Source organism: Amycolatopsis sp. Hca4, assembly GCF_013364075.1.
Lineage (GTDB): Bacteria > Actinomycetota > Actinomycetes > Mycobacteriales > Pseudonocardiaceae > Amycolatopsis.
Map to the genome: position 1 here is coordinate 1,116,805 of NZ_CP054925.1, position 26,976 is coordinate 1,143,780.

The window sequence follows — 26,976 nt, forward strand, 5'->3', positions numbered from 1 at the left end:
TGGCCGCATGCTGCCCTGGGACGGCGAACTCGCCGGACGGCTCGACCGGCACACCGTGACTTCCGCGCTGCTGCGCGGCAATCCGCTCGGCGACCCGCACGAACGCCCGCTGTGGGTGTACGTCCCGCCCGGGTACGACGACGGCGACGAGCGCTACCCGGCGGTCTACGTCATCCAGGGCTACACCGGGCACCTGACGATGTGGGCCAACCGGACGCCGTTCCGGCAGCCGTTCGTGGAGACCGCCGACGCGGTCTTCGCCGACGGCGCACCGGGCTGCATCGTCGTGTACGTCGACGCGTGGACCGCTTACGGCGGCTCGCAGTTCGTCGATTCGCCGGGCACCGGCCGGTACCACTCGTACCTGTGCGACGAGATCGTCCCGTGGGTCGACGAGCACTACCGCACGCTCCCCGACCGCGCGTCCCGCGCGATCGCGGGCAAGTCGTCGGGCGGGTTCGGCGCGATGATCACGCCGATGCTGCGCCCGGACCTGTTCGGTGCACTGGCGACCCACGCGGGCGACACGCGGTACGAGCTGTGTTACGTGCCGGACTTCGGCCGGGCGGTCCGCGCGCTGCGCGAGTACGGCCAGGACATCCAGGCGTGGTGGGCGGACTTCCGCAGCCGTCCGGCGTTCACCAGGCCGGAGGACGCGACCCTGCTGACGGTGCTCGGTGTTTCGGCGTGCTTCTCGGCGCGCGAGGACGGGACGCCGGAGCTGCCGTTCGACCCGCTGACCGGTGCGCTGCGGCGGGAGCAGTGGCAGCGCTGGCTGGACTGGGACCCGGTCCGGATGGTGGCCCGCCACGAGGAGGCGGTCCGTTCCCTGCGCGCGGTGTGGATCGACGCGGGAACGAGCGACGAGTACTTCCTGGACATCGGCGCGGAGGCGTTCCGCGCCGAGCTGGCCACGGCGGGCCTCCCGGACGAGCGCGTCCACTTCGAGCTGTTCGACGCCGGCCACGGCGGGATCGACTACCGGTACCCGCTTTCGCTGGCCTGGCTGGCGGAACGGCTGGCCCGCTGACGCCGCCTCAGCTGCCCTCGGCCAGCTCGGCGGCGACCCGGTCGCGCTGGGCCAGGTGCCGCGGGTGCACCGGCGCCTCGGCCGGGGCGGTCTTGCCCTGCTGCCGCAGGTACCGCCCGAGGCGGTTGAAGTTCGCCGGGTGGTAGTCGGCCGAAGCGGGATTGGCGTTGAAGCGCACGCGGAACCCCGGCTTCTCCCCGTTTTCGTCGGTCAGCCGAGGATCGCTGCAGGTCAGGCTGATCGACTCGGTGCCTTCGTCGTACCAGATGGTGACCGGGTGGCGGTCGTCGCCCAAGATCACGTAGTTGCCGGTGGTCATGGCTGCTCCCGTCGCGAGGGTGTCGTCGTCCTCGACGGCCGTCACGCGGGTTTCGTTACAGCCTTCGCTAGGCTCGGGCCCATGGTCACCGAGACCGAACTGGCGCTGCCCGGCGGGCGCACCCTCCACGTCCACGACACCGGTGGCCCCGCGCGGCTGACCGTGTTCTGGCACCACGGCACCCCCAACACCGGTGCCCCGCCCGGGCCGTTGCTGCCGCTCGCCGCGGAGCTCGGCGTGCGGTTCGTGTCCTACGACCGGCCCGGCTACGGCAGCTCGACGCCGGTTCCGGAGCGCACGGTCGGGAACGCCGCCGAGTGCGTCGAAGCCGTCGCCGACGCGCTCGGGATCACCACCTTCGCCCTCATGGGGCACTCCGGCGGCAGCTCACACGCCCTCGCGTGCGCCGCCCTGCTGCCGGAGCGGGTCGAAGCCGTCGCGAGCTTGGCCGCCGTTGCGCCGTTCGACGCCGAGGGGCTCGACTGGTTCGGGGGCATGGCCGCCGCGAGCGCGGCTTCGCTGCGGGCCGCCTGCGAGGGCCGGGACGCCAAGGAAAAGCACGAAGCCGCCGCCGAGTTCGATCCCGACGTCTTCACCGACGAGGACATGGCCGTACTGCAGGGGTCGTGGTCGTGGCTGGGCGAGGTCGTCCGCGCGGCCCTCGCCGGCGGGCCCGGCGGGCTGATCGACGACGACCTCGCCTACGTCCGGCCGTGGGGCGGCGATCCGGCGTCGATCACCGCGCCCGTCCTCCTCCTGCACGGCGAGCTGGACCGGATGATCCCCGCCACGCACAGCGCGTGGCTCGCCGGGCGGTGCCCGCACGCCGAGTACCGGCCCGTGCCCGGTGCCGGCCACCTGTCCGTGCTGCAGCACGCCGCCACCGCGCTCACCTGGCTCGCCGATCAAGGCAGCAGGGCCACCGAAACGACCACCGGCGCCAGGTAGAGCAGCGGGAACACCAGGTGCGCGTACGACCGCGCGCGGGCCACCGTGATGAGCGCGCCGCCGAAGTACAGCACCAGGCCGATCGCCGCCGCGATGCCGATCGGCGGCCAGTAGAGCCCGGCGAGCAGGCCCGCCGCGCCGGCCGCCTTGGCCGTGCCGAGCAGGTTCCACCACGACTGCGGTACGCCGTACTCGGTGATCGGCTCGACGACCCACTTCGCGCGGGCGAACATCGAGACGGCCGAGAAGCCGACCCATGCGGCGGCGGCGATGGTGACGATCAGGTGCGCGGTGTGCATCGGGACTCCTCGGGTTCGCGGCCCCGGGGCTCGGGGTCCGTCACCCCCTCGACTCCGCTGTCCCGGCCGGTGTGACAGCCCGGCGCGTGACGGCGGTCACTTCCCGAAGTGCGCCACGACCATCTCGGCCAGCGCGGCGACGTCGGTCTCGACCATCGGCTCGCCGGTCATGCCCATCCGGTGCAGCAGCGCGCCGACCACGACGTCGACGAAGAACAGCACCCGCTGCTCCGGTTCGCCGAGCGCGTCCTGCAGGGCCAGCCGGTACGGGTCCTGCAACCGCGAGGACAGCACCACGCGCAGCGCCGGATCGCTGACGGCGTCGCTGAACACGCCGGCGAACGCGTCGCCGACCCCCGGCTCGCCGATCTTCGCCGCCGCCCAGCGGACGACCCCGGCCAGCAGCTCCGCCCGGCTGCCGACGGCCAGCGGCGCCGGGCCGAACGCGTCCAGCAGGCAGTCCACGATCAGCTCGCCCTTGGACGGCCAGCGCCGGTAGATCGTCGTCTTCGCGACCCCGGCCGCCGCCGCGATGCGTTCGACGGTGGCCTTGGCGTAGCCGAGTTCGGCGACCGTGTTCAGCGTCGCGGCGAACACCACGTCGTGCAGGCCGGCGCGGGGCCGGCCCGGCGGCCGGGCGGAGGGGGACGAAGCCATGGCGGGAGCCTACCGTTTTTCGCTACCGTAGGTTTCGATACCTGAGGTGTCGAAACTAGGGAGTGACCGTGACCGCCGAACCGATCGTGCAGCGTCCGCCGGAGCCGGACTGGCTCGCGATGACCACCGAGGAACTGCTCGCCTACCGCGAAGCCGAGAACCGCTTCCGCGCGTCCGCCGCCGCGCGGGCGATCACCGGGGAACCGCACCCGGACGTCGTGATCGAGTGGCGGGACCTGGCCCTGCCCGGCCGCGACCTGCCGGTCCGGGTCCACCGGCCGGCCGCGCCCGAAGGTGCCCTCCCGCTGGTGGTCCACGTGCACGGCGGCGGGTTCGTCGGCACGGCGGTGCAGAGCGACTGGGTGACCAGCCGGCTCGCCGCACTGCTGCCCGCGGTCGTCGTCTCGGTCGAGCACCGGCTCGTCGCGCCGGACCACCCGCTCTCCGACGCCGTCGACGACGGCTGGGACACGCTCCGGCACCTGGTGCGCGACGCCGGGACGTGGGGCATCGACCCGGCCCGCGTGGCCGTGTTCGGCGAAAGCTGCGGCGGGCTGATCAGCGCACTGGCCGCGATCCGGGCCCGGGAGGCCGGGCTGCCCTTGCGCGCGCAGGTGCTCGTCAACCCCGCGACCGACGCGACCGACGCGATGTTCGGCCACCCCTCGGTCACCGAACACGCCGAGACGCCCACGCTGACCGTGCCGGTGCTGCGCCTGTTCCAGCGGCTCGCCGTCCCGCCCGGCACCGACGCCCGCGCGTTGTCCCCGTTGCACGCTTCGTCGGTGAGCGGCTTGGCCCCGGCGCTGGTGGTGGTCCCGACGCACGACCCGCTGGCCGACCACGGCCGCCGCTACGCCGAACGCCTGGCCGCGGCGGGCACGCCGGTCCGGCTGTCCGAGTACGCCGGGGCCGGGCACGCGTTCCTCAGCCTGCCGGGGCTGGTCCCCCAGGCCGAGCCCGCGGCGGCGGAGATCACCGGCTTCCTCCGTACTGCGTTCGCCGCGGACCCGGCATGACGGAGGAACCGATCGACGGCACGACCCTCGACGGCGTGGCGGCCACCTGCCCGTGGACGCTGCGCAACCGCGCCGAGGAATCGCGGCGTCCGGGCTCGGCGTTCACCTCGGCGCTGGACCGCGCCTGGCTGGAGATTCCCGACCCGGCGCGGGGCGTGTTCATCCTGACCGTCTCCGAAGCCAGCCTGCCGACCTTCACCGAGCCAGGCTGACCAGAACGCCGGTCGTGGGCGGCGACACCCACGACCGGCGTCCACTATGGACACTCAGCGGGCTCGTAGCAGTGGCAGGAGCTCCTGGTGACGGCCGGCCCGGCGGAGCACCGGCGAGCCCGGGCCCGCCTGCTCCCGGGCGCCCGCCCGCAGCGCCGTCAGGAAGCGCACCACTTCGCCCGGCGGTGGGAGGATGTCCGCGCCGCCCAGGTAGGACAGCACGATCATCTCCTCGCCGCACGCCGCCTCGACCGCGACCGCCCAGCCGTGCACCTCGTCCCAGAGCAGCGCGACGTCGCGCTCGGGGAACCGGCGCAGCCGCCAGTCCACCGCCACGTACGCCGACACCGGGACGTCGACGTCCACGGTGCAGGATTCCAGGCCGAAGCCGAGCGCACGGGCCACCTCGCCCAGATACGCGCGCAGCCCGCGCTGGAACCAGAATTCGAGATCGGTGTCGATCAGGCCGGACACCCGTTTCCTTTCGCCACGTTCGACAAGACCGGCAACGCCCGCCAGATCATTGTCTTTCGCCACCGCGACGGCTGTCGCGCTTCGTGCGTAAACCGTACCGACTTCGCGGACTTCGGCCCACCGCCGGACATCCGCGTTCGCGATCCGTGCAGCAACACGCCCGTCTGCACGTGCACGCTTCCACTGTGGACGATCAAATCCGCAGGTGAAGACGTTTTCCGCAATTCCGTAAAAACCTCACGGCACACTGAGCGGAATAGTGGTCGCGGAAAGTTCAGCCGAACGCAGGAATCGGCACCCGGGTGCGTTCCAGATCGGCGAACAGATCTCCGAGGTCTTCGACGCGCTCCAGGACTTCGCCCGCGGTGAACCGCAGGTGCGTGACGTGCCGGCAGGCGCGGACCTCGTCCCAGGTGACCGGGGCCGAGACGGTCGGCTCGTCGCGCCCGCGCAGCGAGTACGGCGCCACGGTGGTCTTGAACGGGTTGTTCTGGCTCCAGTCGATGAGGACCTTGCCCGGGCGCAGCGTCTTCGTCATCCGCGCCACGACGAGGTCGGGCGTCTCGGCGGCGAGCCGCTCGGCCAGCGCCTTCGCGTACCGCGACGGCTCGCCGCCATCGGTCGTCACGATCCCCGCGTAGAGCTGCATGCCCTTGGAGCCGCTGGTCTTCGCCACCGGGGTGAACCCGTCGCCGACGAGGACGTCGTAGAGGCGCTCGGCGACCCGGCAGCAGTCGACGACCGTCGCGCCCGGGCCCGGGTCGAGGTCGAAGACCAGCCGGTCCGGCGTGCTGCGCTCGTCGCCGCCCTCGACGGTCCACTGGTGGACGTGCAGCTCCAGCGCGGCCAGGTTGGCCGCCCACACCAGCTCGGGCAGGTCGTTGATCAGCGGGTACGCGACGATCTCGGGCTCCTTGCCGCGGCCGCCGACGGTCAGCCGCGCGGTGCGGACCCAGTCCGGGGCGTGCCGGGAGACGTCCTTCTCGAAGAACGAGGTGCCGGTGACGCCTTCGGGGAAGCGCACGAACGTCATCGCCCGGTCCCGCACGTGCGGCAGCAGCACCGGCGCGATCCGCGTGTAGTAGTCGAGCACCTCACCCTTGGTGAAGCCGTTGCGCGGGTAGAGCACCTTCTCCAGGTTGGACAGCGTCAGCTGCCGCCCGCCGACCTGCACCGTGATCCGGCTCCCCGCCACGGGCCAACCCTACCGCGGCGGGACCATCCCGGAGACCACCCGCGCGACGAACCGCTCCGCCACCTCGCGCAGCTTGACGTTCTCCCGCTGCGACTGGTCCACCAGGAGCGCGAAGGCGTCGTCGGCGTCGACCTGGCGGATCGCCATCAGCATGCCCTTGGCCTGGTCGATGACCGCGCGGGAGCCCAGCGCCGTCCGGAGGTTCTCGGCGGTCTCGCGGGCTTGCAGGTAGCGGTGGTACACGCGCAGGATCGCCTCCACCGCGGTCGTGTAGAGCTCCAGCAGCTGCGCTTCGACTTCGGCGAAGCCGTCGTCCTGCCGTCCGTAGCAGTTGATCGCGCCGGAGAACCGCTCGTCGGCCACCAGCGGCGCGGCGAGGAAGCTGCCGAAGCCCGCTTTCCGGGCTCCGGCGGCGAAGTCGGGCCAGCGCTCGAGGGCGTCCGACACCGAGGTGCGGACGACCTTGCCGCCGCGCATCGCGTCCAGGCACGGGCCGCGGCCGATCCGGTACTGCTCGCCGTCGAGCTCGGCCACGGAGTCGCTCGTGGCCGTCGCCGTGTGCGGCGTTTCCCCGGTCACCAGGGTGACCGACGCCTCGTCGACGCCGGGGATGGCGTGGCGCACCTGCAGGCACACGTGCCGCAGCAGGATCCGGAAGTCGTCCTCCTCCCCCAGCACCTCGGTGAGCGCCGCCAGTGCCGCGGTGACGTCGTCGAACAGCGGTGACACCGGGGCGATCGGGTCCGGCCGGTCCATGTCTGCTCCTCCCGGTGGGCACGAGGGAGCCCGGGTACCCGTTTCGCCGCCGATCCATGTCCGCAACGCCGCGACGCGTTTACCGGCGTCCCGGATTGGTACTCACCGGCCATGTCGCCGGAACTGTCCTCACCGGGCGAGCTGCCGCTGGACGGTGAGCTGGCCGTGGTCGCCGCCCGGATGTCCGGGCTGCTGATGTCCCGCGAAACCGTGGATTCGGTGCTGGAACTGATCGTTTCGCTCGCGGACACCACGATCACCGCGGCGGCGGGCGTGGGGGTCACCCTGGTCGACGCCGACGGCGGCTTCGTCACGACCAGCGCGTCGGACCCGCTGGTGCGCGAGGCCGACGCCCTGCAGTACGAGCTCGGCGAGGGCCCGTGCCTGGCCGCGCTGGCCGGGTGCGCGCCGGAGCGGATCGACGACGTCGCCACCGAACGGCGCTGGTCCCGGTGGTGTGCCGCAGTCGCCGGCTTCGGGCTGCGCTCGGTCCTCTCCGCCCCGATGATCACCGGCGACGGCTGCCACGGCGCCATCAAGCTCTACGCGACGACGCCGGGCGCCTTCGGCCCCGTCGACGAGCGGGCGGTGCTGTCCTTCGCCGATCGCGCCGCGGCGCTGGTCGCCAGCGCCCGGGCCCACGAACGAGCCGGCCGGTTCAGCGAGCGGTTCAAGGAGACCCTCCGCGACCGGGACCTGATCGCGCTGGCGAAGGGCTTCCTCATGGGCCGGGACGGGCTCGGCGAAGACGCCGCGTTCGACCGCCTGCTCTCGTTCGCCCGCGCCGACGGCACGAGCCCCGCCGAAGCCGCGGCCCGGCTCGTCGGCACACCGGCACGGGAGGGATGAGCACGTGCGTTTCCTGCCCGAGGAAGAACAGCGGCGGCTGATCGCCGCCACCTTCGCCCGGAGCGACCTGACGCTGGAAGAGCTGTGGATGCGGTACTTCGCGCTCGGCGGCAGCATGAGCCTGCTCGACCTGGACGCCTACCTCAACGGGCTGGTCCCGCTCCCCCGCGTCGACCGGGACATGCTCGCCCACGCCGTCAACGAGCGGCTCGACGAGGTGTCCGGCCCCGCCCGCGCGCCCTACAGCCACTCCACCGCCGACGCGAAACCCCTGCACGGCCCGCTGAAAGCCCTCGTCGACCTCCTCGAAGGCGCCCACCGCGCGCCACCCGAGCGGCTCCCGGCCGTCGTCGCCGAGGCGGGCCGCGCGCTCGACCTGACGATCGGCGTCTACCTCGCCGACTACGACCAGTGCACGCTCGTGCCGCTGCGGCCGGGCGCCGCGGAACTCGACATCGACAGCACGGTCGCCGGGGACGTGTTCCGCCGCGCCGGAACCACGCTGACCCGCGACGGGACACTGTGGACAGTGCTGCTCGACGGCGTCGAACGGCTGGGCGTGCTGGAAATCGTCCCGGCGGGCGACGCCGACCCGGACGACCCGGCGCTGCGGGAGCAGTGCCGCTGGCTGGCCACGCTGCTCGGGCACCTGGTCACCATCACGACCCAGTACGGCGACGGCCTCGACTGCCGTCGACGGCAGCGGCACCGCGGCTCCCCGGCCGAGCTGCTGTGGCAGAACCTGCCCCCGATGACGGCGGCCACCGAAAGCGTGGTCGTGGGCGTGAGCGTCCAGCCGGCGTACGAGCTCTGCAGCACCGCGTTCGACTACGCCCTCTCCGAGCACCGGGCGCAGCTGGCGATGTTCGACGCCGGTGTGCGCGGCCGCGGCGCGACCACCGCCGTCGTGACGGCCCTCGCCGCCTACCGGGCCGCCCGCCACGACGGCGCTTCCCTGGCCGGGCAGTTCACCGCGGTCGCCGCCGAGCTCGCCGGACGGCCGGACACCCCGGCCGTCGGCGGCGTGCTCGCCGAACTGGACCTGGCCACGGGCCTCCTGCGCCTGGTCGGCGCCGGGCAGCCGCTGGTCTTCCGCGGCTGCGAGGTGCTCCCGGCCATCGGAGGCGCGCTCCCGCGGTTCACCCCGGACGGCGGGCCGCCGCCGGTCACGGAGGTCCGGCTCGAACCGGGCGACCTGCTCGCGCTGTGCTCCCCGGGGGTTGCCGAGACCGCGGACGGCGCCGGATCGCCGTTCGGCCGGGCTCGGATCGCCGAGCAGCTCGGCCGCGACGCGGGTGAGCTGTCGCCGGAGATCGCCCGCCGGCTCACCCGGGCCGTGCTCACCCACGGCGGCGGCGAGTTCCGGCAGGACGCGGGCGTGCTGATCGCGCGCTGGGTGCCGCGCTGAGGGCAGGGCCGCTCAGCACGCCGGGTCGTGCACTTCGGCCGCCCGCGCAACGCTCCCGGGAAGTGCTCGTCCCCCGGCGGCGGCGGCTTCCAGCAGGACGCGGGCGTGCCGATCCCGCGCCGAGGGCAATACCCGTCAGCAGACCGCGTCTTGTACCTCGGCCGCCAGCAGCTCGCGCAGGGCGTCGGACAGCGACGCGAACATCGGCACCACGGCCGCGAGGCCGGTGATCCGGAACAGCCGCGCCAGGGTGCGGCCGCTGGCCACCACGCCGAACTTCCGGCCGGCCGCACCGGCCCGCTCCGCCGCCCTGGCCAGTGCCCTGGCTCCGGCCAGGCCGACGAAGGCCACCTGGCTGAGGTCCACCACGGTCGTCCCCGGTGGCGCCGCACCCAGCTCGCGTTCGAGGATCGGCAGGGTCAGCGCGTCGATTTCGCCGGCGAGGGTGAGCACCAGGAAGCCGGGGCGGTACTCCGTCCGGCGCGCGACCAGCGGCGCGGACCGGGTGGGGACCGGAAAGACAGGGGACACGGGTTCGGTTGGCCTTCCGCGCCGGTGAGGGGCCGGCGACACGACGAGGTGATCAAGGACGGGGTTCAAGTACCCAAACGCCTGATCCGGAAACGCTCTCCGTCACGGTGAGACGCTCGTGAAGGCCGACCAGAGCCGTTCCGCGGCGTGCCGGGCCGGGGCCTCGGGCCGGATCTGCGTCGTGCCCTCCGGCTGGGCCTCCGCGCGGCCGCCGAGGTGCTCGACGAGGGCGACGGCCAGCTCGCGGACCTTGACGTTGAACTCCTGGCTGGCGCGGCGCAGGGTCTGCCAGGCCTCCTCCGGCGGGCACCGCCGGACCGCCACCAGCGCGCCCTTGGCCTGCTCGATCGCGGCCCGGGAGGCCAGCAGGTCGAGCATCTGGGCGGGGTCGCCCGCGGTGGCGGTCTCGGCGACCACCAGCGTCATCTCGGTGAGCTTGGCGTAGCGCCCCAGCACGGCCAAGGTTCCGGTGTCCGGCACCCGGTCGAGGGTGACCGACAGCACGAACGCGCCGTCCTCGTCCCAGAACCCGGGCAGCGCGGCCGCCCCGCGGATCGCCTCGACCTCCGGGCCGCCGTCGAACACCGTCTCGCGGGTCAGCTCCGGCCAGCGCTCGTCGCCGAAGAGGCGGTCCGTGGTCACCGGCTCGCCGGTGGCCTCCGCGAGCGGGACCGGGCCGCCGTGCGCCAGCTGGGCGGGGAGCAGTTTCGCGCCGACGCCCGCGGTGGCCAGCACCCGCAGCGGCCGGCCGGCACGCGTGACGGTCAGGCCCGCGCCGAGCGACCCGGGCAGCTCGCCCGCGATGCGTTCGAGCAGTGCCTGCAGCAGCTCGGCCAGCGGTCTCCAGCGATCCGCCGCGTTCATCAGTGTTTCGGTCACCGAACCCTCCCACCGGTTGTGGTCCTTTTGATTTACCGCAGGCCGCGGTGCGCCGCTTCCCGGCGGCGGCGTGGATGTGGGACCGGCCACGCGGACGGACGAGGTGACAGGTCCATCCGGGGCAACGTGCTCACCCGGCCGCACTCAGGCGGCGCTCCAGGAGGTCCTGCTCCCACACCACCGGCACCGCGAGCGCCGGGCCGAGGACGGCGCTCGCGCAGACCGAGGGCGCGGGTCCGCCGCGCGGACGGCCGCGGCACCGCGGCTTGGCGCGCAGCCCTTCCACGACCGCCCGCAGCTCGGCCTCCGGCGGCGCGCACCGGGTCAGGAACCGCAGCCGAAACAGTCCGCGGCCGGCCGGCGCGGCTCGGCCACCTTCGTCTCACTACCTGGCGGCCGGGACGCGGCGGGCGACCACTGACCCGAACGAGCGGTTTACCTTGCCGCGCAACGCGGGTAGCCGGTCGGTGAGCCGAGGAGGCGCCATGACCCACGGGTGGTCCCGATGATGTTCAGCGAAGTCGTCGTCGCCGGGCAGATCGCCCGCGACCTGGTGATCGAGGTCCCGGACGCGCCCGGCGCGGACTCGTCGGCGCCCGTGCGGCACCGGCAGGAGCTGCTCGGCGGGAAGGGCGCCAACCAGGCCGTGGCGCTGAGCCAGCTCGGGATGCCGGTGTCGCTGATCGGCGTCGTCGGCGCCGACCGCACCGGGGATTCGCTGCTCGCCCAGGCCAGGGCCGACCGCATCGGCACCACGCACGTGGTCCGCCGGGCGGGCACCGAGACCGCGCTGCTGGTCGACGTGGTCGACGACCACGGCCGCCGCCGCTACCTCGAGCACGTCCCGGAGGGCACACTGCTCACCGAGAACGACGTCTTCGCCGCGTCCGCGCCGATCTCGGCCGCCGCGTCCCTCATCGTGCAGCTGCAGCAACCCGCGCCGGTGGCCCTGCTCGCGGCCCGGCTGGCGCACACGGCGGGCACCCGGGTGGTGCTCGACGGGCACCGGAGTCCGACACGCTGACCGACGACCTGCTCGCCCTCGCCGACGTCGTGCGCGCCGACGGCCAGGAAGCCGAGCTCCTCACCGGGCGGCCGGTGACCGACGTCGCCGGGGCCGCGCGCGCCGCCGCGGAGCTGCGGCGGCGCGGGCCGGCCCTGGTCGTGCTGGAGGTGTCCGGGCAGGGCAACCTGTTCGCCGGGCCGGAGGGCACCTGGTTCGTGCCGGACGTCGAGACGGAGGTGGTCGACCCCACCGGCGCCGGTGACGCGCTCGTCGCCACCCTGACCGCGGCGCTGACCCGCCGCCGCCCGCTCGAGGCGGCGGCGAGCATGGCCGTCGCGGCCGCGGCGGCCACGACCGGGCACGCGGGCGGGCGCCCGCACCTGTCCCGCGCGGAACTCGACCGGCTGCGGCCGCGCGAGCTGGAGACCGTCCGGGCCTGAGGGCTACAGGCCCGGCAGCTTCTGCTCCAGCCCCAGCAGCACCGCGAACGGGTCGCCGCGGTCGGCCAGGCGAGCCGGGACGTCCCGGATGGTCCACCGGTCGGGCGTGAGCCGCGGGTCGTCCAGCTCGGCCCACTCCAGCGGCACCGAAACCGGGGCACCGGGCCGCGGCCGCACGCTGTAGGGCGCAACGAGGGTCTTGTTGAGCACGTTCTGCGTGTAGTCCAGCCGGGCGCGGCCGCGGCGCTTGTCCTTCGTCCAGGCCCAGCTGACCAGGTCGGGCAGCACGCGCCCGATCGTCCGGGACACCGTCTCCGCCCAGGCGCGGGTCTGCTCGAAGGTGCAGTGCGGGGCGATCGGCACCCACACCTGGACGCCGCGCTGCCCGGTCACCTTGGGCCGGCCGGTGAGGCCGAGGTGCTCGAGCGCGGTGCGGTGCAGCCGCGCGAGCTCCAGGACCTCCTCGAACGTCGTCTCCGGCCCCGGGTCGATGTCGAACAGCACCCACGTCGGGTGGTCGACGTCGGCGGCCCGGGACGTCCAGGCGTGCAGCTCCAGCGCGCCGTAGTTCGCCAGCCACGCCAGCGTCGCGACGCTGTCCGCGACGACGTACCGCCGGGCCTCCCCCGGCTCGGCGCGTTCGTTGCGCCAGGTGGTCAGCCAGTCCGGCGCGTGCCGCGGCAGCTCCTTCTGCCAGAAGCCCGGCTCGGTGACGCCCTGCGGGAACCGGTGGGTGTTGAGCGGGCGGCCGGCCAGGTACGGCAGCATGACCGGCCCGACGGTGGCGTAGTACCGGATGAGGTCCCGCTTGGTGACGGCCCGGCCGTCGCCGGCCGCGGGGAAGAGCACCTTGTCCAGGTTGGTCAGGGCCAGCTCGCGCCCCGCGACCGACCAGCGGCCCTTCGCTCCCAGCGCGTCGAGAGCGGCCAGCTCGTCATCGGTGGGAGCGGCCCAGCCGCCGACGGGCTCCTCGGCCTCGGCGGCCGGGCGGTCCCCGTGCCAGCGGGCGCCGGGCGCGGCGGCGACTTCTTCGTTGGTGCGGCCGGTCTTCACCGAACGCGGGTGGTCTTCGGCGTCCCAGCCGGGCTGGGCGTGTTCGTCCTGCTTGTGCAGGAGGAACCACTGGTCCTTCTCGCCGCGGCCGGAGCGGACCAGGACGAACCGCCCGGCCAGCTTCTCGCCGTCGAGGTCGAAGTGCAGGGTGCCGGCCTCGATCGCGCGCGCCGGATCGGCTTCGACCGGCCGCCAGACGCCGCGGTCCCAGACGATGACGTCCCCGCCGCCGTATTCGCCGCGCGGGATGACGCCCTCGAACCCGGCGTACTCGATCGGGTGGTCTTCGACGTGCACGGCCAGCCGGCGGGCCTTGGGGTCCAGCGTGGGCCCCTTCGGCACCGCCCAGCTGACCAGCACGCCGTCGAGCTCCAGGCGGAAGTCGTAGTGCAGCCGGCGGGCCCGGTGCCGCTGCACGACGAACCGGTGCCCGTCGGCCGCGGCGGCGGTTCCCCCGGACGGCTCCGCGGTGCGCCCGAAGTCGCGCATCTCCTGGTAACGCCGCAGTCTGCGGGCCGGGTCGCCTGCCATGCCCGGGGAGTACCCACTCAGTCCGGCGACGACCAGGGCGGTTTCTGCTTCGCCAGTTCTTCGTACTCGGCGACTTCCTGCGGGGTCGGGTCGAGGCCCGCCTCCTCCGCGAACTCCTCCGGGTCGGTCACCTCGGGTTCGGTCATGCTCAGCTCCCCAGCGCGCCGCGGATCAGGTCGCGCGCCCGGTCCATGATCGCCGCGGGCGCGCCCAGCAGGAGGTTCGCCTTCGCGCTCTCCACGCCGGGGTGCGGCCGGGTCGGCCCGACCGCTTCGGCCACCTTCGCGGTCGCGGCCATCGCCCGCAGCCGCTCCGGCGGGCGGTGCCGCCGCAGCAGCGGGAACTCCTCGCGCTCCTCGTGCTCGGCGTGCGCGAGCACGTCTTCCCGCAGCTGGACGAGCAGGGTGTCGAAGCCGTCGGCCTCGGTGCCCATCTTCTGCAGGGTGGTCAGCAGTTCCTTGGCCCGGTGCTCCTCGCCCAGCCGGGCGTCGACCACGGGCTGCGCCGCGGGCTCGAGATCGCGGATCTCCGGGTGGACGACCAGTTCCTCCGCCGTCTCGTGCACGGCCAGCAGCCGCACGAGGTCGTGGAACAGCTCCGGCCGCCGGTCGCCGTCGGCGGTGTCCAGCGCGGCGAACAACTCGCGGATCTCCCGGTGCTGGCGCTGCAGCAACTCGATGACGTCCTCGTCGTGCTCCGTCATGGACGGCCTCCTCCGTGCTCGTTGCTCGGTCGGAAGCGGCGTTCCCCGTCGCGGGCGGGTTACTCCTCGCCGCGCGCGACTGTGAGCCACAGCGCGCCCGCGGCGGCCACGGCCAGCCCGGCGACGGCCCACCAGGACCACCACCCGAAGAAGGCGACGACGAGCCCGACGGCGAGCAGCACGCTCCCGCCGACGGAGGCGGTGTCCTGGTCCCCGGCCCCGGCGGCGAAGGTCATCAGCCCACCCGCCCGTCGACGGCGGCCACGATGAGCGCGGCGCACCGCGCCACGGTCAGCCCTCGTTCCTTGGCCATGGAGACGAGGGCGGCCTGCGCGGCCGGCCGGCTGAGCCCTTGCGCGGCAAGGACTTGCAGGGCCAGGCCGACGACGTCATGGGCGGGCGGGGTGGCGGTGCGCACGGTCATCGGAGGACCTCCGGCTCGGTCGGCGGCGGAACAACGCGACCGGGTACCCCGCCGCACCGGGTTTCACACCCCCACCGAACCCGTCCGGGTGGTGCCCCGGCAACTCCCGCCGAGCCCTCTTCGGCGGGCTTACGGTCCCTACGCTGGGGAGGTGACCGACGCGTGGGAATGGGACCCGTCCCTCTATTCGGGCAGCGCCCGGTACTACGCCCAGGGGCGCGCGGCGTACCCCGCCGAGCTCGCCACGGCCTTCGCCGCCGAGCTCGAGCTGGACGGAGCGGGACGGCTGCTCGACGTCGGCTGCGGGCCGGGATCCCTGACGCTGCTGCTGGCCGGCGCGTTCGAGGAGGCGGTCGGGGTCGATGCCGACGGCGACATGCTCGCCGAGGCGGGCCGGCGCGCGGCCGAGGCGGGCCTCGGGAACTGCCGGTGGGTGCACCGGCGCGCGGAGGAGCTGCCCGCCGGGCTGGGCCGGTTCCGGCTGATCACCTTCGCCCAGTCGTTCCACTGGTTCGACCGGCCCCGCGTCGCCGCAGCGGCGCGCGGCATGCTGGCGCCGGGCGGGGTCTGCGCCCACGTGCACGCGTCGACGCACGAGATCGTGCACCCGGCGATCCCGGAGCTGGTGCGCGAGTACCTCGGCCCGGTGCGGCGGGCGGGACGCGGTGCGCTGCCGGAGGGGACGGCAGGCGGCGAGGCGGACGTCTACCGCGCGGCGGGCTTCCACGGCCCGCGGCGGTTCGAAGTGCCGGGGCGGGTGGTGACCCGGACCGTCGACGACGTCGTCGCCGGGGTGTTTTCCCTGTCGAGCTCGGCACCGCACCTGTTCGGCGAGCGGCGGGCGGAGTTCGAGGCGGAGCTGCGGCGGCGGCTGGCGCCGGCGGAGACGTTCACCGTGCCGCTGCGCGACATCGCCGTCGACCTGTGGTTCACCAGGGGTTGTTGAAGTCCTCGTCGTCTTCGACGGCGGCCCGCGGACGGCGGGCGGCCCGCGGCTCGTCCCGCACCGGCCGCGGCGACGACGACGGCGGCGGCGCCGGCTCGAAGCCGCCGGGCCCGGGGTAGGTCTCCGCGTCGAAGGCCGACGCCGGTTCGGCGTGCGACCGGTCGGTGCTCCAGCCGGACTTCGTCTTGCGCTGCGCCATTTCGCGGACGTGCTGGACGTACCGCTCGGCCGCCTGGACCTGCTTGGTCATGTACTCCTGGGAACGGGCCTTGATCTCCTCGCCCTGCTGCTCGCGCAGGGCCCGGCGATCGGCCTGTTCGCGGACGAGGCCGTCGAGTTCGGCCTTCATCCCGGCAATGTCGGTCACGGGTCCTCCTACCAGGTCCGCTTGGACGGCGGTTCTTCGTCGTCGAGCGAGCCGATGATCCGCCGCCCCGGCTCACCGAGGTTGTCGAAGACGGCGCCGTCGATCCGGTAGGCGGACGAGCGGCGCTCGGTGTCGCCGCCACCGCCGCCGCCGTGGGCACCGCCCATGGCCCCCATGCCGGGCATCCCGGACATCGACGAGCCGGGGGCACCGGGCGCGCCGCTCGCCGCGGCGAAGGCGGGAGCGGGCTGGCTCGGCATGGCGCCGGCCCCGGTGTGGGCCCCGCCGGAGACGGGTGAGTCGCCGAGCCCGGCGCCGGACGGTTCGAAGCCGCCGCCGGAGAAGCCGGGAGCGCCGTGTGAGCCGCCGCCGATGCCGGCCGGGTGGGCGCCACCGCCGCCGCCGTGGGCTCCGCCGCCGGGGGCACCGTCCGCGCCGCCGGAGTGCGAGCCGCCGTGGGCGCCGCCGGGTGAAGTCGGGTCGTTGAGGCCGCTGTGGTGCGCGCCCGAAGCACCGTCCGCACCGCCGGAGTGGGCGCCGCCGGGGTCGTTCGAGCCGCCGTGGTGCGAGCCGTCGTGGGCGCCGCCGGGCGAAGTCGGGTCGGCGCCGTCGGGGGCCGTCAGGTCCGCGAGCGTTCCCCGGTGCGTCGGCAGGTCGTCGAGCCGCTTCTCGGGCGTGTCGCCGAGGGCGCTGCTGCCCGGCTTGTCGTCCTCGCCCAGCGTGTACGTCGTCGGGGTGCCCTTGCCGTCGTCGACCGTGACCACCGTGGGGCCGTCCGGGCCGTCGGGCCGCTCGGCGGTGATCTGCAGTTCGCCGTCGCGGATGTGGATCTTGCCGTCCGGGCCGGGGCAGTAGGTGCCGGTGTCCGTCCCTTGTGGACCGTCGGCGGGCTTGTCGCCCGACCAGTCGAGCTTGAAGTCCTTCGGCTCGCCCGTTCCGTCGCCGACCTTGATGTCCATCTTGCCGTCGCGGTCCGGCTCGGTCATCTCGAAGGTCTTGTCGCCCTGCTTGACCTTCAGGACGTCCGGGTCGTCGTCACCCTTGCCGTCCGCGCCCTGGCCGTCTTCGCCGAGCAGGCCGTCGGGCTTGCCGCCGGGATCGGTCTCGATGCCCGGGCCGCCGAACTCCTTGAGCGCGTCCGCGGCCTTCTTCTTCGCGTCCTCCGCGGCCTGTTCGGCGTCGGCCTTGCCGTCTTCGCCGTCACCCGGGCCCGAGCCGCCGCCGGATCCCCCGCCGAGGCTGCCCGCGCCGTCGCCGGAGTCGGTCTGGATGCCCGGGCCGCTGAACTCCTTCAACGCGTCCGCGGCCTTCTTCTTCGCCGCCTCGGCCGCCGCGGCCGCGGCGTCCTGGCCGCTGTCGGACGGCGGCGGCACCGAAGACGGTGTCGTGCCGTCGGACTCCGGAAGGCCGCCCGTACCCGAGCCGCCGCCGGAACCGGAGCCGCCACCCGAGCCGAGCCCGGCGCCGGAGTCCGTCTGGATGCCCGGCCCGCTGAACTCCTTCAGCGCGTCCGCGGCCTTCTGCTTGGCCGCCTCGGCTTCCTGCGCCGCCTGCTGCTTGGCCGCTTCGGCCGCGGCCGCGCCGTCGTCCTGGCCGCCCGGGGCGTCGGAGCCCCCGCCGGAGCCGCCACCGGACCCGCCGCCCACGGAGCCGCCGCCGGACGCCCCGGAGGTTTCCGGGATCGGCGGCACCGAACCGCCACCGCCACCCGAACCGCTGCCCGAGCCGGAACCGCTGCCGCCACCGGCGTCGCTGGGCAGGTCCGTTCCGGAGCCGCCACCGGCCCCCGAGCCGCCACCGGAGACGCCGGCACCGGAACCCCCGCTCGTCTCCGGGATCGGCGGCACCGCGCCGGACCCACCGCCGGAACCACCCGAACCGGAACCACCCGTCCCCGAGCCACCGGGACCGCCGCCCGAGCCACCGGCCGTCCCCGAGCCACCCGTACCCGAGCCCGAACCGCCCGTGCCGGTCCCGCCGCCGGTACCACCGGTCGACCCCGGCCCGCCGGGCAGCGAAACGCCCTCGAACTCGTTCCGGATCCCGCCCATCACCTTGTCGAGCGCGTCGTAGGCCTGGTCGACGAGGTCCTTCGTGTCCTTGCAGGTCTTCACGAAGCCCTGGTACAGCCGGTCCCACATGTCGGGGTTGAACTGGTTCTGGATCCACTGCTTGGCCAGGTCCTGGCCGTGCTTCTTGATCTCGTCGCCGTCGCAGCAGCCCTGGTCGTTGAGTGTCTTGACCAGGTTGGTGCCGAAGTTGAGGTCCATCCAGCCCGCGATCTGGGCGAGGTCCTGCTCGTTGCCGTGCTCGCCGCTGGCGACCGCGACGACCTTCTGCGCCATCGTGTAGTCGGCCTTGCCGACCAGGTCGGTGTACATCCCGATGACCGCGTCGGCCTTGCCCTTGCAGAGCTGGAACACCGTCGTGGCCGTGTTGAGCGTCGCCTCGCTCGCGTTGCCGAGCGTCTGGGACAGCTTCGCGGCCTTCGGCTGGATCTTGTCGTTGTAGGCGTCCGACGCGGCGTCCGCACCCGCGCCGCTCCAGCTCTGGTACAGGGTGCCCAGCTGGGAGCCGGTGTCCTCCAGCGTCCGGTCCACGGTCTCCGAACCGCGCTTGAAGTGCCCGGCGTCGGCGACGAAGTCGGCGAAGCTGATCCCGCGCTGCTCGTCGAACGGCGTGCGGATGTCCTTGTCGAGGTCGAGCGCGCGGGTGTTGCCGCGGCAGTCGGCCGGGATCTTCGCCAGGAGCGAGCCGAAGGTCTCGAACAGCTTGAGCGCGGGCGCGGCGGCGTCGAAGATCTCGTCCGACGTCTTCGTCCCGCTGCCGCCTTCACCGCTGCTGTCGGCCGCGGGCGGCTTCGTCTCGTCGAGCTTCTTCTTGCCGTCGTCGACGGCCTTCTTCTCCTGGTCTTCGTTGTAGCTGTTCTGGTCGCCGCTCTGCTTCGCCTTGTCGTAGGCCTCGTCGACCGACTGGCCGGCGAACAGCGGGTTGGCGTTGTACGCGTTCGCGTACTTCTCGGCTTCCTGCCGCTTCTGCTTGATCTCGTCCGGCTCCTGGTCGGCCAGGAACGGCGGCGGTGGCGGGTTTTCCCGCAGCCAGCTGCTGATCAGCGCGCTCTTCTGCTGCGGCGGCACGCTCGGGTCGTCCAGGATCGCCTTGACGTCGGACCACTTCTTCTTTTCGGCCATCAGAGCGAGCCCCCGGCGTTGGTGATCGCACCGGACTGGTTGTCCTCGTTGGCGCTGTAGCTCGACCCGGCGGTGCCGAGGTTCGTGCCGAAGGAGCCGAGGGTGCTGCTGTAGCCGGAGACCGCGGCCCACAGTGCCTGCGCGCCGGCGGTGTACTTGGTGGCGTGCGCGCCGTGCGCGCGGCCGAACTTCTCCGCCGTCACCTGCGGTGTCTGCAGGTCCGGGTTGTCGTCCAGCAGGTGTTCCGCCAGGTCCCCGATGGTCTTGGACGCCGCCGACAACGCCTCGGTCGTCGCGGTGTACCCCCCGCCGCTCATGTCAGCGCCCCTTGCCTCTCAGTGCGTCCGCGAGCACTTCGGCCACGGACCCCACGTCGGTGAACCGGTCGAGCCGGTCCAGGTCGATCGTCACGCCGTAATAGATCTCCAGCGCCGCCAGCAGCTTGATCCGGCCCTTCGAGTCGATGCCCAGCTCCTCCAGGGGCGCGTCGGGCTCGACGAGAGCCGGGTCGAGCCGGAAGGTGTCGCAGACGACCTTCGTGACCTCGGCGCGGTGATCACCCACGGACGCCACCATAACGTGCTTTCGCGGCCGACCGGGCGACCTTGCCGCTGGATGTGCGCGGAAGTCCACCGGAAGGGACCAGACGTACCGCCCGGAGGGTGAGCCCGTGTTCGCGCGACACCGCGCGCAGCACCGCCCGGGTCACCTCGCGGTCGTCCGCCTCGGCGCCCCGGACCCGCTCGGCCACCACCACCGCGCCTTCGCCGCCGGAGTCGGTGACGCCGAACGCGGCGACGCGGTCGCGGCGGATCGCCGGGTGGGCCTCCCCGGCCGAGGCTTCGATGTCCTGCGGGTGGAAGTTGCGGCCGTCGATGACGATGAGGTCCTTGAGCCGTCCGGTGATGTAGAGGTCGCCGCCGTGCACGACGCCGAGGTCGCCGGTGCGCAGCCAGCCGCCGAGGCCGTCGAGGGTGGCCCCGAACGCGGTGGCGTCGCCGCGGCCCCAGTAGCCGTCCGCGACGTTCGGGCCGTGCACCCAGACCTCGCCGACCAGGCCTTCGGGCTGTTCCCGGCCCTCGTGGACGATCCGGACCAGCTGCCCGACCGGACGGCCGACCGACACGAGCTCCTGCCCGCCGTCGGTTTCCACGGCCCGGCCCTGCGCGAGGGCTTCGCGGTCGAACACCGCGCCGCGCGGCCCTTCCTCGCCCGCGCTCGCGACGTACACGGTGGCTTCGGCGAGCCCGTAGGACGGCCGGTGCGCCGCGCGCGGGAAGCCGCGGGGCTCGAACACCTCGTGGAAGCGCTCGATCGTGCCCGGCCGGACCGGTTCGCTGCCGTTGAGCGCGACCCGGACGCCGGACAGGTCGAGGTCTTCGCCCGCGTAGCTGTCGGCGGCGAGGTCGTAGGCGAAGTTCGGCGCGGCGGTGAAGACCGCCGGGTGGTCCGCCAGCTGCCGCAGCCACCGCAGCGGCCGGTGCACGAACTCGGCCGGGGCCATGAACACCGCCCGGCCGCCGGCGAAGACCGGCAGGCACAGCAGCTGGATCAGGCCCATGTCGTGGAAGAAGGGGATCCAGCCGGCGCAGGTGGTGCCGGCGTCGACGTCGTAGGCGAGGCTGCCCTGCCAGCAGGCGGCGACGATCGCGCGGTGCGGGATCACCGCGCCCGCCGGCTCGCGCGTCGACCCGGACGTGTACTGCAGGTAGGCCGGGCTGTCCGGGGTGACCGGCACCGGATCGGCGCCCGGGCCGGTGAGCTCGTCGACCACCACGACGTGCTCGTGCGCGGGCAGCCGCGCCACCTCGGCCGCCGACGTCAGCCACACGCGCGCGTCCGCGTCGGCCAGCACGCCGGCGAGCCGGTCCGCCTGCGCCGGGTTCCCGGGCACCATCAGCGGGACGGCGATCAGGCCGGCGGCCAGCGCGCCGAAGAACGCCAGCGGGTAGGCGAGTTCCTGGCCCGCGAGGATCGCGACGCGCTCCCCCGGCGCGGCCACCCGGCGCAGCTCGCCCGCCACCACCCGGACCCGGGCCGCGAACTCCGCCCACGTCAGCGTGTGTTCCGCGCCGCGGGTGTGGTCCTGGTGGGTGAACAGCGGCCGGTCGTCGCCGGCCCTGGCGAACAGGTGCTCGACGATCGAGGTGCGCAGCACGGCCTCGGGCACGGTCACCGGCGCGGTCGGACGGGGCACGCCGGGCAACCTACCGGCCCCCGGAAACCCGGTTCACCCCCGGGGCGAGCGCGGGTACGGTCGCAGACCATGGCCGTACCGGAAGCGCTGGTCTCCGCCCTGGCGGACGAAGACCGGCTGCAGCTCTTCGCCCGCATCTGCACCGCCCCCGACGGGCTCGAGGCGGCCGCCGCCCCGGCCAAGCCCGCCAAGCGGCTCGTCGACGCCGGGCTCGTCACCGAAGCCGGTGGCCGCTACCGGGCCGTGCCGTCGGTGTTCCGCGACGCGCTCGCCAAGGCCCCGGTCGATCCGCTCGACGCGCTCTTCCGCCACGGCAGGCTCGTCTCGATCCCGCACTCGGGCCGTCGGCGGCAGCTGCTGCTGGCGCACCTGGCCGAGCGCTTCGAGCCGGGCCGGCTCTACACGGAGCAGGACGTCCGCGAGAAGCTCTCGATGGTCCACGACGACCACGCGACGCTGCGCCGCTACCTCGTCGACGAAGGCCTGCTGCAGCGCAGCAACGACGGCGGCGCCTACGGCCGTCCGTCGGAAGCGCGCGCCGCCGGCTGAGCCGCGGGCAGGTCGAACAGCGCCAGGACGGCCGGATCGGCGAACACGACGTTGTGCGCGACCCGTCCGCCCCGCACGGTGAACACCTGCAGGGTGTGCAGCCGGAACACGCCGGTGTCGTCGCGGCAGTAGGCCACGAGCGCCGGCAGCCCGTTGGCCGCCGTGCGCGTCAGGCACCACTCCGGGCCGCGCATGCCGAACAGGCGCTCCATGAACCGGCCGTAGTCCTCGCGGCCGCGGAACCACAGCGGCACCGGCGGCATCTCCATGACGACGTCGTCGGTGAGCAGCTCGACCAGCCCGGCGACGTCGGCGCGCTCGAACGCGCGCACGTAGCGGTCCAGCACCGCTTCGACCGCGGCGTCGTCGGGCTCGGGCACCGCTTCGGCCGACAGGCCGCCGAGGCCCGCCCGGGCGCGCTGCAGAGCGCTGTTCACCGCGGCCGGGGTCGTGTCGAGGAAGCCGGCCACCTCGGCCGCGCTGAACTCCAGGACGTCCCGCAGGATCAGCACCGCGCGCTGTTTGGGCGGCAGGGTCTGCATCGCCGCCAGCAGGGCCAGCCGGAGCGTGCCGCGGCGGGCGAGGTGGCGGCCGGGGTCGTCGAGGCGGGCGTCCGGGAACGGCTGCAGCCATGGGACGTCGAACGACGGTGTCAGCGGGGCACCCGGGTCGTCGCCCGGGCCGCCGAGCCCGGACGGCAGCGGCCGCCGGGCGCGGCCTTCGAGCGCGGTGAGGCAGGCGTTGGTGGCGATCCGGTAGAGCCAGGTGCGCACCGATGCGCGGGCGGGGTCGTAGCCGTCCCACGCCTTCCACGCGCGGACCAGCGTCTCCTGCACCAGGTCCTCGGCCTCGTGGACCGAGCCGAGCATGCGGTAGCAGTGCGCCAGCAGCTCGCGCCGGTGCGGTTCGGTGCGCGTCGCGAAATCCTGCATCGTTCTCCCGTCGCCGGCGGCCGCGGTGGGTGTACCGGCGCCGTCGCCGGAATTCATCGCCGTCGGGAGAAAATCTTGCTACAGGTCGTCGAAGTCCTCCGGCCGCAGGCCGTCGAGCTCGGCGCGGAACCGTTCGACCTCGGCTTCGGTGTCCAGCACGTCGGCGGCCGGTCCTTCGGTCTCCTGCTCGACCTCCAGCTGCACGGACGCGACGTCCAGCACCTCTTCGGCGACGCGGATGGGCGCGCCCTGGCGCAGGCCCAGTGCGACCGCGTCGCTCGGGCGGGCCGAGACGCGGGTGCCGGAGGCGAGCACCAGGTCGGCGTAGAAGATGCCGTCGCGGACCTCGGTCAGCTCGACCGCGGCGAGCCCCTGGCCGAACGCGGGGAGCACGTCTCCGAGCAGTTCGATGGTGCCGGGGCGCGGCTGCGCGATCTGTTCCCGCGCGCGCACGAGAGCTTCGGCTTCGCCGTACCCGATCATGATCGCCAGCCACCGGCGCGCGCCTTCCGGCTCGCGCAGCAGCATCAGGGGCGCCTCACCGGGTACCGGAACGGCCATCCCCACCACTTCGATCGGGATCACGCTGACCACCGCACCCTCCGTGTCGTGGGACTGCTCCGCGCGCGTAATACCCACTACCGGGGTTTCGCAACCCCGATCCGGCGGCCCGGTTTTCCCGGAGCGGCTCTTCTCGGGTGCGGACTCCGCTCCGGCGCCTTGCCCGGCCGCGGCGGCCGCTGTCACCGTCGGAGTGTGGAACCGACGATTTCGCGCAGTGTGACCGTCTCCGCCGACCCCGGCACGGTGTGGTCGTGGGTCACCGACCTGCCGCGGATGGGCGAGCTGAGCCCGGAGAACGTCGGCGGCCGCTGGCTCGACGGCACCGGGCCCGCCCTCGGCGCGCGGTTCCGCGGCCGCAACCGCAACGGCGAGCTGCAGTGGTGGACGCGGGTGCGGGTGGTCGCGTTCGAGCCGGGCCGCCGGTTCGCCTTCGACGTGCGCACGCCGTTCGGCTCGCGGGTCTCGCGCTGGGAGTACGTGCTGGCGCCGGCCACCGGCGGCTGCGTCGTCACCGAGAACTGGTACCGGATCGGCAGCTGGGTGGTGCGGAAGTTCATGGGGCCGCGGGTCACCGGCCGCGCCGACCGCCCCGGGTACAACGTCCGGTCGATCGAGCACACCCTGGCCGCGCTGAAGACGCGGGCCGAGGAGCGAGCTGCCGCCTGAGTCTCTTGTTGAAACCCACTCGGTCCAGCTAGGTTGTCTTATTGAACCTAGGAGGACCATGACCCACGCCCCGCCGAAGCCCGGCCTCGTGCTGCTCGTCGTCTCGACGGCCGCGTTCCTGGCGAGCCTGGACACGTTCATCGTCACGATCGCCTTCCCCGGCATCCGGGCCGCGTTCCCCGGCGACCTGGCGACGTTGTCGTGGGTGCTCAACGGCTACACGGTGCTGTTCGCGGCCTGCCTCGCCCCGGCCGGGCGGCTGGCCGACCGCTACGGCCGCCGCCGGCTGTTCCTCATCGGTGTCGCGGTGTTCACCCTCGCTTCGGCGGCGTGCGCGGCCGCGCCGTCGATCGGCGTGCTGATCGCCTTCCGCGCGGTGCAGGCCATCGGCGCCGCGCTCGTGATGCCGACGTCGCTGGCGCTGCTGCTGACGGCGTTCCCGCCGCACCGGCGTCCGGTCGCGGTCGGGGTCTGGGCGTCGGTGGGCGCCGCCGCCGCGGCTCTGGGCCCGCCGGTCGGCGGTCTGCTCGTCGAAGCGTCCTGGCGCTGGGTGTTCCTGGTGAACCTGCCGGTGTGCGCACTGACGCTGCTGGCCGGGCCGCGGGTGCTGCGCGAGTCGCGGGACACCTCAACCGGCGTCCCGGACGTCCTGGGCGCGGCCGGGCTGCTGGTGGGCGTGGGCGCGCTGGCCTACGCACTGGTGGAGGCGTCCGACCAGGGCTGGGGCGCGCGGCCGGTGCTGCTGGCGTTCGCGGTGGCAGCCGTCGCGCTGGCCTGGGTCCCGCTGCGCTCGGCCCGGCACCCGGTCCCGGTGCTGGACCTGCCGGCGCTGCGCGTCCCGACGTTGTGGCTGGCCTGCCTGACCACGGCGGTGTTCGCGGCCGGCTTCGCGGCGATGCTGTTCGGCAACGTGCTGTTCCTGACCTCGGTCTGGCACGACTCGATCCTGGTGGCCGGGCTGTCACTGGCACCGGGCCCGCTGGTGGTGGTCCCGGTCTCGATCCTCGGCAGCCGGTTCGTCCACCGCTTCGGCCCGGGCCCGGTGGTCGCCCTCGGCGGCGTCTCGTTCGGCGCGGGTGTGCTGATCTGGGTGCTGCGCATGGGATCGGAGCCCGACTACGTGGCGTCGATGCTGCCGGGCCAGCTGCTGACCGGACTGGGCGTCGGGCTGATCCTGCCGAGCCTGTCGGGGGTGGTGGGCACGGTGCTGCCGTCGGCCCGCTGGGGCGCGGGCTCGTCGATGGTGAACACGGCGCGGCAGGTGGGCACGGTGCTGGGGACGGCGGTGCTGGTCGCGGTCTTCGCGGGCACCCCGGACCTGCAGGATTTCCGGCACGGCTGGCTGGTGATCCTGGCGACGGCGGCACTGACGTGCGCCGGCGGAACCCTGATCGCCCTGCGGCGGCGGACGGACCACTACGCCGAGCCCCAGGCCGCGTCCAGCACCGCGAGGCCGGCGTCGATGCTCGCCGAAGGGATCGAGCCGTAGCCCAGCACCACGCCCTCGTGCGGGCGGCCGCCGCAGAGGTCGGACAGGGTCTGGATCGCCGCTCCCGCTGCGGCCGCGCGGGCCGCGATCGGTTCCAGGTCCGTCCCGTCCTCGGCCAGGGCGCACAGGTGCAGTCCCGCCGCCGACGGGACCGGGTGCAAGCGGCCGGCGAAGATGCGGTCCAGCCCCGTCGTGAGGCGCTCGTGGCGGTCCGCGTAGACCTTCGTCGCGCGGCGGAGGTGGCGGGCGAACAGGCCTTCGTCGATGAACCCCGCCAGCGCGGCCTGTGCGGGCAGGTCGCCGTGCCAGCCCGACAGCTGCCGGGCGTGGTGCAGGGCGTCGCGCAGGGATGGCGGGGCTATCAGGAAACCCAGGCGCAGCATGGGAAGCAACGTCTTCGAGAACGATCCGACGTAGGCCACCCGGCCGTCGCGGTCGAGGCTCTGCAGGGGTTCCAGGGCCGGTCGGAGAACCGGAATTCGCTGTCGTAGTCGTCTTCGACGACGACCGCGCCGACGCGGTTCGCCCACCCCAGCAACGCCGTGCGCCGGGCCAGTGACATCGGGGTGCCGAGCGGGAACTGGTGCGACGGCGTCACGTACACCAGCTTCGTGCGCGAAGGCAGCGCGGCGACGTCGAGACCTTCGCCGTCCACCGGCACTCCGACGACTTCGGCGCCGTGCGAGGCGAAGAGCAGCGTCGCCATCCGGTAGCCCGGTTCTTCGACGGCGACCCGGTCGCCCGGTTCGAGCAGCACCCGGCACAGCAGGTCCAGCGCCTGCTGGGCGCCCTGGGTGACCAGCACGTCGTCGGCGTCGGCCCGCACCGAGCGGGAGACGCCGACGTGCCGGGCGATCGCCGCCCGCAGCCCGGGTGGCCGGCGGGCCCGGCGTAGTGCGCGAACCCGGCGGTGTCCCGGAGTTCCCGCGCGAGCAGCCGCCGCCAGGTGTCGAGGGGGAACAGGGTGGCGTCGGGGATGCCGACGCGGAAGTCGAACGCCGGGGCGGCGGGCACCGCGGTGGCCGATGACGGGAGCGAGCGCCACACGGCCGTCGGCTGCGGCCCGCGCGCCGAAGGGGCCGTGCGCGGCTTCGGCGCGGGGAGTTCCGCGCAGACGTACGTGCCCGCGCCGACGCGGCCGGTCAGGAAGCCGTCGGCGGTGAGGCGGTCGTAGGCGACCGCGACGGTGTTGCGCGAGACGGCCAGGCGCCGGGCCAGCTCCCGCGTCGGCGGCAGCCGCTCCCCCGCGCGCAACCGGCCGTCCAGCACCGCGTCGCGCAGCTGGCGGTAGATGCGGACGCTGAGGTCGCCACGGCCGGCCAGGCTGACGTGGAAGTCCATC

Annotated in this window: 33 protein-coding genes and 1 pseudogene; 12 read left to right on the forward strand and 22 right to left on the reverse strand. The window is 73.9% G+C overall.

Going from position 1 to position 26,976, the window contains the following annotated elements; translation table 11 throughout:
- Positions 1 to 7 precede the first annotated feature (7 nt).
- Positions 8 to 1,030: an alpha/beta hydrolase family protein gene (locus tag HUT10_RS04710; protein ID WP_176170039.1), complete on the forward strand. Its 1,023-nt coding sequence runs from the start codon at positions 8 to 10 to the stop codon at positions 1,028 to 1,030.
- A gap of 7 nt (positions 1,031 to 1,037) precedes the next feature.
- On the opposite strand, the gene HUT10_RS04715 is transcribed toward HUT10_RS04710, so the two are convergent.
- A complete protein-coding gene (locus HUT10_RS04715; RefSeq protein WP_176170040.1) occupies positions 1,038 to 1,394 on the reverse strand; it encodes a hypothetical protein in 357 nt (118 codons plus the stop codon).
- A 36-nt stretch (positions 1,395 to 1,430) separates the two neighbouring features.
- On the opposite strand from HUT10_RS04715, the gene HUT10_RS04720 reads away from it, so the two are divergent.
- Complete coding sequence (locus HUT10_RS04720) at positions 1,431 to 2,297, forward strand: alpha/beta fold hydrolase (RefSeq protein WP_176170041.1); 867 nt, start codon at positions 1,431 to 1,433, stop codon at positions 2,295 to 2,297.
- On the opposite strand, the gene HUT10_RS04725 is transcribed toward HUT10_RS04720, so the two are convergent.
- Together HUT10_RS04725 and HUT10_RS04730 are read right to left on the reverse strand one after the other, a co-directional pair.
- Positions 2,255 to 2,596 carry a DoxX family protein gene (locus HUT10_RS04725; protein ID WP_176170042.1) on the reverse strand — a complete coding sequence of 114 codons (342 nt, stop codon included), beginning with the start codon at positions 2,594 to 2,596 and terminating at the stop codon, positions 2,255 to 2,257. The genes HUT10_RS04720 and HUT10_RS04725 overlap by 43 nt on opposite strands.
- Positions 2,597 to 2,692: 96 nt before the next feature.
- Positions 2,693 to 3,253, reverse strand: coding sequence for a TetR/AcrR family transcriptional regulator (locus HUT10_RS04730; RefSeq protein ID WP_176170043.1), 561 nt, complete (start codon positions 3,251 to 3,253; stop codon positions 2,693 to 2,695).
- A 68-nt stretch (positions 3,254 to 3,321) separates the two neighbouring features.
- Here HUT10_RS04730 and HUT10_RS04735 point away from each other — a divergent pair, with 68 nt between their 5' ends.
- Complete coding sequence (locus tag HUT10_RS04735; protein ID WP_254896678.1) at positions 3,322 to 4,272, forward strand: alpha/beta hydrolase; 951 nt, start codon at positions 3,322 to 3,324, stop codon at positions 4,270 to 4,272.
- Positions 4,269 to 4,484, forward strand: coding sequence for a hypothetical protein (locus HUT10_RS50475; protein ID WP_254896679.1), 216 nt, complete (start codon positions 4,269 to 4,271; stop codon positions 4,482 to 4,484). Before HUT10_RS04735 ends, HUT10_RS50475 begins: the two co-directional genes overlap by 4 nt.
- Positions 4,485 to 4,538: 54 nt before the next feature.
- Here HUT10_RS50475 and HUT10_RS04745 read toward each other — a convergent pair whose 3' ends face one another.
- The 3 genes from HUT10_RS04745 to HUT10_RS04755 all read right to left on the reverse strand — a co-directional run bounded on the left by HUT10_RS04745 (position 4,539) and on the right by HUT10_RS04755 (position 6,909).
- Positions 4,539 to 4,958, reverse strand: coding sequence for a DUF6292 family protein (locus tag HUT10_RS04745; RefSeq protein WP_176170044.1), 420 nt, complete (start codon positions 4,956 to 4,958; stop codon positions 4,539 to 4,541).
- A 274-nt stretch (positions 4,959 to 5,232) separates the two neighbouring features.
- Complete coding sequence (gene ligD, locus HUT10_RS04750) at positions 5,233 to 6,153, reverse strand: non-homologous end-joining DNA ligase (protein WP_176170045.1); 921 nt, start codon at positions 6,151 to 6,153, stop codon at positions 5,233 to 5,235.
- Positions 6,154 to 6,162: 9 nt separating this feature from the next.
- Positions 6,163 to 6,909 carry a GAF and ANTAR domain-containing protein gene (locus HUT10_RS04755; RefSeq protein ID WP_176170046.1) on the reverse strand — a complete coding sequence of 249 codons (747 nt, stop codon included), beginning with the start codon at positions 6,907 to 6,909 and terminating at the stop codon, positions 6,163 to 6,165.
- Between the two features lie 111 nt (positions 6,910 to 7,020).
- Between HUT10_RS04755 and HUT10_RS04760 the strand changes: the two genes are divergently transcribed.
- Positions 7,021 to 7,758: a GAF and ANTAR domain-containing protein gene (locus HUT10_RS04760; RefSeq protein ID WP_176170047.1), complete on the forward strand. Its 738-nt coding sequence runs from the start codon at positions 7,021 to 7,023 to the stop codon at positions 7,756 to 7,758.
- 4 nt (positions 7,759 to 7,762) lie between these two features.
- Positions 7,763 to 9,166, forward strand: a complete 1,404-nt coding sequence (locus HUT10_RS04765; protein WP_176170048.1) for a PP2C family protein-serine/threonine phosphatase — start codon at positions 7,763 to 7,765, stop codon at positions 9,164 to 9,166.
- Positions 9,167 to 9,301: 135 nt separating this feature from the next.
- Here HUT10_RS04765 and HUT10_RS04770 read toward each other — a convergent pair whose 3' ends face one another.
- The 3 genes from HUT10_RS04770 to HUT10_RS04780 form a co-directional block, all read right to left on the reverse strand.
- Complete coding sequence (locus HUT10_RS04770; protein WP_176170049.1) at positions 9,302 to 9,697, reverse strand: STAS domain-containing protein; 396 nt, start codon at positions 9,695 to 9,697, stop codon at positions 9,302 to 9,304.
- Positions 9,698 to 9,799: 102 nt separating this feature from the next.
- On the reverse strand, positions 9,800 to 10,576 hold the full coding sequence (locus HUT10_RS04775) for an ANTAR domain-containing protein (protein ID WP_176170050.1): 777 nt from the start codon (positions 10,574 to 10,576) through the stop codon (positions 9,800 to 9,802).
- Between the two features lie 130 nt (positions 10,577 to 10,706).
- Positions 10,707 to 10,862 (reverse strand): hypothetical protein, encoded by a 156-nt coding sequence (locus HUT10_RS04780; protein WP_176169270.1) that lies wholly within the window; start codon positions 10,860 to 10,862, stop codon positions 10,707 to 10,709.
- Between the two features lie 219 nt (positions 10,863 to 11,081).
- On the opposite strand from HUT10_RS04780, the gene HUT10_RS50480 reads away from it, so the two are divergent.
- Both HUT10_RS50480 and HUT10_RS50485 read left to right on the forward strand, forming a co-directional pair.
- Entirely contained in the window at positions 11,082 to 11,600 is a 519-nt protein-coding gene (locus HUT10_RS50480; RefSeq protein WP_254896680.1) for a PfkB family carbohydrate kinase, read from the forward strand.
- A gap of 29 nt (positions 11,601 to 11,629) precedes the next feature.
- Positions 11,630 to 12,022 (forward strand): PfkB family carbohydrate kinase, encoded by a 393-nt coding sequence (locus HUT10_RS50485; RefSeq protein WP_254896681.1) that lies wholly within the window; start codon positions 11,630 to 11,632, stop codon positions 12,020 to 12,022.
- A gap of 3 nt (positions 12,023 to 12,025) precedes the next feature.
- Here the strand turns inward: HUT10_RS50485 and ligD (HUT10_RS04790) are convergent, their stop codons facing one another.
- Genes ligD (HUT10_RS04790) through HUT10_RS04805 form a run of 5 tightly spaced genes read right to left on the reverse strand, consistent with a single transcriptional unit; the run spans position 12,026 to position 14,733 of the window.
- Entirely contained in the window at positions 12,026 to 13,606 is a 1,581-nt protein-coding gene (gene ligD, locus HUT10_RS04790) for a non-homologous end-joining DNA ligase (protein ID WP_176170051.1), read from the reverse strand.
- A gap of 17 nt (positions 13,607 to 13,623) precedes the next feature.
- Entirely contained in the window at positions 13,624 to 13,752 is a 129-nt protein-coding gene (locus tag HUT10_RS51775) for a hypothetical protein (protein WP_303246940.1), read from the reverse strand.
- 2 nt (positions 13,753 to 13,754) lie between these two features.
- The gene (locus tag HUT10_RS04795; protein ID WP_176170052.1) at positions 13,755 to 14,309 is read right to left on the reverse strand and encodes a hemerythrin domain-containing protein; all 555 of its coding nucleotides are present in this window, start codon (positions 14,307 to 14,309) and stop codon (positions 13,755 to 13,757) included.
- Between the two features lie 59 nt (positions 14,310 to 14,368).
- A complete protein-coding gene (locus HUT10_RS04800; protein ID WP_176170053.1) occupies positions 14,369 to 14,545 on the reverse strand; it encodes a hypothetical protein in 177 nt (58 codons plus the stop codon).
- Positions 14,545 to 14,733 carry a hypothetical protein gene (locus HUT10_RS04805; protein WP_176170054.1) on the reverse strand — a complete coding sequence of 63 codons (189 nt, stop codon included), beginning with the start codon at positions 14,731 to 14,733 and terminating at the stop codon, positions 14,545 to 14,547. The genes HUT10_RS04800 and HUT10_RS04805 overlap by 1 nt, the downstream gene beginning before the upstream one ends.
- Before the next feature lie 151 nt (positions 14,734 to 14,884).
- Between HUT10_RS04805 and HUT10_RS04810 the strand changes: the two genes are divergently transcribed.
- Positions 14,885 to 15,679 (forward strand): bifunctional 2-polyprenyl-6-hydroxyphenol methylase/3-demethylubiquinol 3-O-methyltransferase UbiG, encoded by a 795-nt coding sequence (locus HUT10_RS04810; RefSeq protein WP_176170055.1) that lies wholly within the window; start codon positions 14,885 to 14,887, stop codon positions 15,677 to 15,679.
- Here HUT10_RS04810 and HUT10_RS04815 read toward each other — a convergent pair.
- From HUT10_RS04815 to HUT10_RS04835, 5 genes are read right to left on the reverse strand one after another with little or no spacing between them, the layout of a single operon-like run.
- Positions 15,663 to 16,046, reverse strand: coding sequence for a hypothetical protein (locus HUT10_RS04815; protein ID WP_176170056.1), 384 nt, complete (start codon positions 16,044 to 16,046; stop codon positions 15,663 to 15,665). The two genes, HUT10_RS04810 and HUT10_RS04815, sit on opposite strands and share 17 nt — an antisense overlap.
- 8 nt (positions 16,047 to 16,054) lie before the next feature.
- On the reverse strand, positions 16,055 to 19,237 hold the full coding sequence (locus HUT10_RS04820) for a WXG100 family type VII secretion target (RefSeq protein ID WP_176170057.1): 3,183 nt from the start codon (positions 19,235 to 19,237) through the stop codon (positions 16,055 to 16,057).
- Entirely contained in the window at positions 19,237 to 19,554 is a 318-nt protein-coding gene (locus tag HUT10_RS04825) for a hypothetical protein (protein ID WP_176170058.1), read from the reverse strand. Before HUT10_RS04825 ends, HUT10_RS04820 begins: the two co-directional genes overlap by 1 nt.
- Position 19,555: 1 nt before the next feature.
- Complete coding sequence (locus tag HUT10_RS04830) at positions 19,556 to 19,801, reverse strand: acyl carrier protein (RefSeq protein ID WP_254896682.1); 246 nt, start codon at positions 19,799 to 19,801, stop codon at positions 19,556 to 19,558.
- Positions 19,794 to 21,434 carry a fatty acyl-AMP ligase gene (locus HUT10_RS04835; RefSeq protein WP_176170060.1) on the reverse strand — a complete coding sequence of 547 codons (1,641 nt, stop codon included), beginning with the start codon at positions 21,432 to 21,434 and terminating at the stop codon, positions 19,794 to 19,796. Before HUT10_RS04835 ends, HUT10_RS04830 begins: the two co-directional genes overlap by 8 nt.
- A gap of 69 nt (positions 21,435 to 21,503) precedes the next feature.
- Between HUT10_RS04835 and HUT10_RS04840 the strand changes: the two genes are divergently transcribed.
- The gene (locus HUT10_RS04840; protein WP_176170061.1) at positions 21,504 to 21,983 is read left to right on the forward strand and encodes a DUF2087 domain-containing protein; all 480 of its coding nucleotides are present in this window, start codon (positions 21,504 to 21,506) and stop codon (positions 21,981 to 21,983) included.
- Here the strand turns inward: HUT10_RS04840 and HUT10_RS04845 are convergent.
- Entirely contained in the window at positions 21,947 to 22,915 is a 969-nt protein-coding gene (locus tag HUT10_RS04845; protein ID WP_254896683.1) for a sigma-70 family RNA polymerase sigma factor, read from the reverse strand. The genes HUT10_RS04840 and HUT10_RS04845 overlap by 37 nt on opposite strands.
- Before the next feature lie 78 nt (positions 22,916 to 22,993).
- Positions 22,994 to 23,509: a bifunctional nuclease family protein gene (locus HUT10_RS04850; protein ID WP_176170063.1), complete on the reverse strand. Its 516-nt coding sequence runs from the start codon at positions 23,507 to 23,509 to the stop codon at positions 22,994 to 22,996.
- Positions 23,510 to 23,671: 162 nt separating this feature from the next.
- On the opposite strand from HUT10_RS04850, the gene HUT10_RS04855 reads away from it, so the two are divergent.
- Both HUT10_RS04855 and HUT10_RS04860 read left to right on the forward strand, forming a co-directional pair.
- Complete coding sequence (locus tag HUT10_RS04855; protein ID WP_176170064.1) at positions 23,672 to 24,145, forward strand: SRPBCC family protein; 474 nt, start codon at positions 23,672 to 23,674, stop codon at positions 24,143 to 24,145.
- 58 nt (positions 24,146 to 24,203) lie between these two features.
- On the forward strand, positions 24,204 to 25,634 hold the full coding sequence (locus tag HUT10_RS04860) for an MFS transporter (protein ID WP_176170065.1): 1,431 nt from the start codon (positions 24,204 to 24,206) through the stop codon (positions 25,632 to 25,634).
- On the opposite strand, the pseudogene HUT10_RS04865 reads toward HUT10_RS04860, so the two are convergent.
- Positions 25,562 to 26,975: pseudogene (locus HUT10_RS04865) on the reverse strand (PLP-dependent aminotransferase family protein). The gene HUT10_RS04860 and the pseudogene HUT10_RS04865 sit on opposite strands and share 73 nt — an antisense overlap.
- Between the last annotated feature and the right edge of the window lies 1 nt (position 26,976).